The 7,082-nt window shown below is 56.6% G+C and carries 4 protein-coding genes and 1 pseudogene; 3 read left to right on the plus strand and 2 right to left on the minus strand.

Annotated elements, in window-relative coordinates:
• A pseudogene (locus AB4043_RS21205) lies at positions 1-374 on the plus strand (hypothetical protein); the annotation flags it as partial.
• Positions 375-526: 152 nt separating this feature from the next.
• Positions 527-1,957: a neutral/alkaline non-lysosomal ceramidase N-terminal domain-containing protein gene (locus AB4043_RS21210; RefSeq protein WP_442308002.1), complete on the plus strand. Its 1,431-nt coding sequence runs from the start codon at positions 527-529 to the stop codon at positions 1,955-1,957.
• On the opposite strand, the gene AB4043_RS21215 is transcribed toward AB4043_RS21210, so the two are convergent.
• Positions 1,958-2,668: a DinB/UmuC family translesion DNA polymerase gene (locus tag AB4043_RS21215; protein ID WP_442308003.1), complete on the minus strand. Its 711-nt coding sequence runs from the start codon at positions 2,666-2,668 to the stop codon at positions 1,958-1,960.
• Positions 2,669-2,850: 182 nt separating this feature from the next.
• Between AB4043_RS21215 and AB4043_RS21220 the strand changes: the two genes are divergently transcribed.
• Positions 2,851-3,195, plus strand: a complete 345-nt coding sequence (locus AB4043_RS21220; protein ID WP_442308004.1) for a low affinity iron permease family protein — start codon at positions 2,851-2,853, stop codon at positions 3,193-3,195.
• Here AB4043_RS21220 and AB4043_RS21225 read toward each other — a convergent pair.
• On the minus strand, positions 3,192-6,899 hold the full coding sequence (locus AB4043_RS21225) for a TonB-dependent receptor domain-containing protein (protein WP_442308005.1): 3,708 nt from the start codon (positions 6,897-6,899) through the stop codon (positions 3,192-3,194). The genes AB4043_RS21220 and AB4043_RS21225 overlap by 4 nt on opposite strands.
• Positions 6,900-7,082 lie beyond the last annotated feature (183 nt).

Below are 7,082 nucleotides of genomic sequence, written 5' to 3' on the forward strand. Positions count from 1 at the left end.
TCTCCGGAACCTGCGTGATGCAGTCTCTTCTTTCCGGGCATGCCAACGTCGACGAGAATGTGATGCACGTGCCCGGTGCTCCCTACAAGGCTGTGACTCTGCGATCCTTCGATCCGAAAAAGAAGACATGGAGCATATGGTGGCTCGACGACCGTAATCCAGGACACCTGGATGTTCCGGTCGTGGGCAGCTTTCAGAACGGCGTCGGAACGTTTTTTGCGAACGACGCCTTCGAGGGCCGGCCGATTGTCATCCGCTTCCGCTGGTTTGACATCTCTGAGAACTCCGCAAAATGGCAACAGGCATTCTCCGAGGACGGCGGCGAGACCTGGGAGACAAACTGGTTCATGGAGTTTCACAGAGCTCAGCAGTAGCAACGGGCGGAGAGATGCCGGTTGTGTAACGTCCTCCCCGTGCTATAGCCTTCTCGCGTCCGGAATCATTCCTGTCAGTACGGATCGGCCTCGGTCTGCCGGGTCTATAAGTGTCGCTGTACGTTTCACCTGAGAACCAGATTGGAGAAGGGATGCCGTCCAGAAGCCAAGCTGCGCAGAAGCTGCTCCTCCTTGGAGCAATAGCGATTCCTTGTGTTTCAACCATCGCGGGCATGGCTCAGGCGCAGCCACATACGCTGCGTGCCGGCGCCGCCGTGGCAGACATCACGCCGAAGCCCGGCGAGCTGCTTTTCAAGAGCGACATCATCCGCGACCCTCTCTTTGCCCGCGCCATCATGGTCACATCCGGCAACAGTTGCGCCGTGCTGGTTGGCATCGATCAGATCAACATGCGCAAAGACGTCTACGATGCTTCCCTGCCGCAGATCGTCTCGATCACGGGATGCCCAAAGCAGAACATCCTCATCGCGGCCACTCACACCCATAGCGGGTCTACCAGTCTCTCCGGTGGATCGCCCTCGCCCGAGATCGTCACCGCAGGTATCGTCAAAGCCGTAACCGAAGCAAAGTTAAAGCTCGCTCCCGCTACGGTCGGCTATGCCCGCTCCACCGTTGATCTGAACATCAATCGCGATCTCTTCAACAGCAAGCTGGAATGGCGGCAGGAACCGAATCCGCAGGGCGTCTCCGATAAAACGCTCTCCGTCATTGAGTTCATCGGGCCCGACTACATCCCCATCGGCGTGTACATGAACTACGGGATGCATCCCATCAACTTCTATCTCTCCGGCGTCGTCAGCGCCGACTTTCCCGGCGAAGCTTCACGCGCCATCGAAGAACACTTCGACCATAAAACCGTTGCGATCTTTACCCAGGGAACCTCGGGCGATCAGAACCCGCTGCTGCGTGAAACCCAGCTCACCGCCTTCCGCCGAGACAACGCTCCGGGAACCGAGACCAYCGSTGCACCTCCGCCGCCTCCGGCCCCGACACCCAACTTCAATCAGGCAAACGCCGTTGCGAATCTCAAAGCAGTTCCTGATCAGAATGTGTYGGCGTACCGCAAAGCAGTTGCCCGCACCGGAGCCAATGTCACCATGATGGGAGTTCTGCTCGCCGAGAAGACTCTCTATTTGATGCGGCACGAGATCAAGCCTGTCCCGGAGGCCCGCCTCTGGGGCGGTCAACAACTCATCTCCTGCCCAGGCCGCGACCGCACCGATATCGACAACCCCGTCCGCGAAAATGCCATGCCACCTTATAAAGACGGACCAGACGTCAGCATGACGGTAAGCCTGCTCCGCATCGGCGATATCTATATCACCGGAGTGGACGGCGAGGTTTACACCAACATCGGCCTCAAGCTGAAAGAGACCGCTCCGGTCAACAATCTCATCGTCTCCACACTGACCAACGGCAGGGCAAACTCCGGCTATATCTATTCGGACGATGCCTACAGCCATCTCTCCTTCCAGGTGATCGACTCCCGTCTCAAACCCGGCTGCGCCGAGAACAAGATTGTTCAGACAGCACTCGACCTGATGAAACAGGCAACCGAATAGTTACTCCTCGATCCCGGAGAACAGAGGAGACTCCACTTCCATCATTTCGTCCTGAAAGTTGCTGAGACCTACTCCAACCAGGCGATAGAGCTGTTGTGGCGGGAGCGCGACACGTTCGCATAATCGCAGTGCGATGCTCGTCACCTCTTCGCACGATGCCGGAGGTATCTGCGAGGTCAGGCTCCGGGTCAGAGTGTTGAACTCTTTGGTCTTCAGCTTCAAGACGACGGTCTTTGCCCCACGCACATTTTCCCGCGAGGCAATCCACACCTTCTCTGCCAGCCTGCGAATGTGCGCGTCGCACTCCGCCAGAGGAACATCGTCCGGAAAGGTGTCTTCAGCAGAGATCTGCTTGCGGACCCGGTTCGGCATGACAGGGTTGTGATCGATACCGCGAGAGAGCTCATACAGGCGCGCACCCCAGCGGCCGAAGTACGCCTCCAGCGTCGCGATCTCCATCGCATGAACGTCGCCGACGGTCTTCACTCCAAGCTCCGTCATCCGCGCCTCCGTCACTTTGCCTACGCCGGGAATTCGCCCGATCGGCAGTGAAAGCAGAAATGCCTGGACCTCATGCGGTTGAATCACGAAGAGTCCATCGGGCTTCTTCCAGTCGGAGGCAATCTTCGCCAGGAACTTATTCGGAGCAACCCCGGCTGAGGCCGTCAGATTCAGTTCTTCACGAATCTGACGCCGGATCGTTTTCGCCACCTAAGTTCTCCGGCATCTCCGCTATTGTGACATTTTCGCCTTCTATTCGCTACTGACATCCTCAGTTTGAAGATCGAGGAGCTTGACGGCCGACAGTCGTGACGTCCTGTCAGTACCACCGCCAGCCAACCCGTACATACGTCTCTCACGTCTTTGCTTGTAGCTTTTGGTGGGAGCAGTGCATGTCGGTAGATCAGACAGTTCAAAAGGTAAACGCTGCCGTTCGCGAATCGACGAATGTTAAACCTTCAGCAACCGGCGATGCCTTTGGGCAGTTCTCGGCGAAGGCATCCGCTTGGGTGGGATCGAAATGGGCCTTTTTGGCGGCGGTACTCGTGATTGCCGGTTGGGCGGCCACCGGTCCCCTCTTCCACTACTCCGACACCTGGCAGCTCGTCATCAATACCGGCACAACGATCGTCACCTTCATCATGGTTTTCCTGATTCAAAATACACAGAATCGCGACGCGAGAGCCATCAATCTCAAGCTCGATGAATTGATCCATTCCATCGACAAAGCAGTTTAGAAGGTCAACCGGCCGGAGAACTGGAAGGCTCGGGAATCCGCGCTGGCGAAGTTCAACGTACCGAAGGTCGAGCTGTTGACGTTTACACCAATCTGGCTGTTCGCAGCATTATTGCCGAAGGTCGTGTGATTGGTGACATTCTGGCAATCGACTCCAAAGATGAATTTCACCCGATCATTGAAGTCAAACGTGCGACGAACATTTGAGGTGAGACGGTAGATGCTGGGACCACGGAGGCCGTAGGCTCCGACGCGAGTCAGGTTTCCAATCTTCGCGTTTCCAGCGTTGCAGAACGCACCGTTCGACGAAGCGCAGGCAATACTGCCGGCGCCCACACCTGAGTTCGTGGTGGAGATGTAGCCGTTCAAATAGGACTTGGTTCCCAGCGTCGCCGCCGTCACGCCCTTACCCCAACCATCGCTGGTGCGTACTGACCCACTGAATGCCGGGTTGTAGTCGGGCATGCAGGTACCCTGGCCGATATTCTGTTGCGTATTGCAGGAACCAACAATTGGCAACGCGATACCGGAGGAGTACTGGAAGATATCTCCCGTCTGCCATCCGCCAAGCAGTGCCCGAACCAAGAAGTTATTCCCACCGATCTTGCCTTTACCGAACGGCAACTCATAAACACCGAAGACGCTCAGGTTCTGCGGTTGTGAATTGATCGAGAGTGAGCGATCGATCGCGTTCTGCTTCCACGCCTTGCCCGTCGATGTCACTGCGGCAGGAAGATCCCAACCGGATCGGGCGGTTCCGGCATCGTCAATATTCTTCGAGTAGGTGTAGTTCACATTCAACGTCAGACCGTGTGCCGCGCGATGACTCACACTGAGCTGAAAGGCATGATAGTTGGCATTCGCTACATTGCCCCAAGGGTCCGAGGTACCGGAATACTGCGGCATCCAGGTGAGCATATGAGCGATGGTTGCATTGGAGTTGACTGCCGCTGCAGCGGTATATCCGGAGTATGGCGCCGCCAGGGCTACACCACTACGGGTCTGTGCTAATGCAAGATTTGCTGTCGTTGCAGGCAGGTTGAGGCAGGAGTTGAAAGCAGTTGTCCCTGGTGTCTGGCTGCAGTCCGCCGCGCCGACCGAGGCGAGATACGATGCCGGCACCTGGCCTGATTGCAGACCACGAATATTGCTGGCGCCCGCCAGGAAGTGGCTCTGGCTGCCGACGTAGTTCGCAGTAACGGTGATGCTTGAGGTAATCTCCCGCTGCAGACCGAAGTTCCAGAAGTTGAAGACGGGAGCACGTCCTCCCAGATACCTATCCGGATAAGAGATACCGCTGCCGTTGCCCGCTGAGGTGCCCGAAGCACCATTGCAAGGTGTGAAGTTCTGTCCCGAACAAACGTAATACCCCGTGCCCAGGGTCTGGCTCGTCGCCGTAATCGTTGCGGGAGCGGGAAGAACATATCCCTGTCCACCCCAGTTTGAGTTGGCGCGATTGAGATAGAAGGCCGGCCCGGCAGTGCTATCCGTAAGCGAGACCGCGGAGGTGAAACCGAGCTGGCCCGTTCCGGTGCCAGCGCCACCGGCTCCACCGGTACCGCCTGCATGGGAGTACAGTAGGCCGAAGCCTCCACGCACTACGGTCTTGTCATTGATCGTCCATGCCAGACCGAAGCGCGGTCCGAAGTTCGTTTTATGTGTATCTACGGGCGTGCTGCAGTTGCAGCTCACAGGCAATCCGCCCGCACGGTTTCCCGCGAACTGCAGTGCTCCCATATTTCCCGTGACGGGGTTCTGGATATTCGGATTCAGGAACGACCAACGGTCCATTACCTCGCGGTAGGTGGGCAGATAGTCATACCGCRGACCGATATTGAGCGTAAGATCTTTGCGAATTCTCCAGTCATCTTGTCCATAGGCCGCCCAGGGATGGAAACGTCCGCCCACAACACTGAAGGCCTGTTGCGTGATTGAGGAGCTTCCCACCGCACCGATCATGAAGCTGGAGTAGGAGTATCCCGTATTTGTCGCATAGCTGCTGCCCGACAGATTTGCCGTCTCATTTGTGCTCCAGTTCAGTGTCATCGGTTGAGAAGCTCCGTCCGCAACGCTGGAGTTGTTCTCAAGCCACTGATACTGGAAACCGAAGTTGAAGGAGTGTGCGCTGTGCAACCAGGACAGGTTGTCCTTGAGGGTATAGGTCTCCGAGACATTCGTCGTCGTCGGTGTATTGCCTACCCACGCGGCCGGCGCATTGGTGCCGGCGAAGCTGGTGTTTGGGAAGTTCTCCGAGGCCTGGCCTGCCGGCAGGCCACTGATCCCTGCAGCCGTCGCGGAATAGAGTGGGTTCCCCTGAGTGATATTGCGTACAGGAGGGCCACCGAAGTTCATGAAGCCATACTTGAACTGATTCACCAAGTTGCCGGTAATGACGTAGTTGTCCTCAAGCGAGGCCCAGTGCCCGGCAACGGTCGACATAGTGGTGGCCAGATAAGGAACTGGTAGATTCGCAGTGGTGGAGGTGTATGGAACCGCATGCCGGTTACCGCCAGTAACCACCATGATCAGCGTTTGCTTCGGAGAAACAATGTAATCAATACGCCCTGAGTACATCCAGTTGTCATACCCCGCAGGGACACCTCCGAGATAGTTATTGGTAATGGTGCCCGTCGTATCAACAGTGGGAGCGGGCAGATACTTCTGCATCGTGGTCGGAATCGTGCTCGCGCTGGGATTTACTCCCTGGCTGGAATGGAACTTGTCATACGTGGCAAAGAAGAACAACTTGTCATGGCCATCGATGAGATGCGGAATCTTGATGGGACCACCCACTGCAAAGCCTGTCTCAACCTGATGCTCCGGCGTCTTCGGCCCATCCACCTTCGTGGCAACTCCATTCACCACGACAGTCTGCTGGTTACCAGGAGATCCTGGCTTGGTGCTGAAGGTCCAGGCATCGAAGACCGTGTTGCGAAAGTAGCCAAAGATCGATCCGTGGTACTTGTTGCCGCCACTCTTGGTGTTGTAGTTCTCAAGGCCCGCGCCTTGATACTCCGCGGAGAATCCGGACGTCACAACTTTTACCTGGTCGATGGCCTCCAGGGGCACGATATTAAAGACTGGCCGGTTGTCGCCCTGTTGTGACAGCGTCGTAATCGGCAAGCCATCGACGTACAGCTCGCCCAGCCGCTGTCCTGTTCCGCCGATGATCGAGGAGCGGCCTCCTGCAGGAACCTGCGCGCCGGGCAGCAGGTTTGAGAACTGGGTGATATCCCGCTGCTGCAGGCCGGTAATCATGATCGGCAGTGCGGTATACAGCTTGTTGTCGATAGTTCCGCCGATCGTGGCATTGGTCGTTTCRATCATTGGGGGCGCATCGGTGATCGTCACCGTCTCACCTTGATTACCGACCTTGAGCGCAACATTCAGACCGATGTTTGCCAGTGCATTAACCTGAATATTCTCTTGCCGGAAGGTGCTGAAACCGGTGGCGGTAACCGTCAGCGTATAGGTGCCCGGTACCAGTGGGGCGACGTTATAGACACCGTCGCCGGTCGTGGTTCGCGTCGTGTCCACACCAGTAGCGGTGTTATGGGCGACGACCGTCGCGCTCGGGACAATGGCACCCGTTGGATCCGTCACCGCTCCGGAGATGGCACCCTCACCACCCTGGGCGAAGGCAGCCCCCAGGGAACTACTGAACAGCACAAACAACGTTAGAAAACGCACAAAAATACGAAGCATCGGACAGAAACCCTCTCTGCGGAGATTGAAAAGACCGGCAGGCCCGTTTCGATAGAAAAATAGTTTCGAGATGGACGAGACGGTATTTGAACTAAATATCGATCGTCAAGAAAAATCGTTTTGATTTAGGCGTGCTAAATCGCCCCAAATAAATTGAGACGTCTCGTATTTGCGGGGTAATTG

Source organism: Terriglobus sp. YAF25, from assembly GCF_052113305.1.
Taxonomy (GTDB): domain Bacteria; phylum Acidobacteriota; class Terriglobia; order Terriglobales; family Acidobacteriaceae; genus Terriglobus.

Excerpts from the sequence above, each read along its gene's own strand:
- AB4043_RS21220 (WP_442308004.1), top strand. The coding sequence starts at position 2,851 with ATGTCGGTAGATCAGACAGTTCAAAAGGTAAACGCTGCCGTTCGCGAA.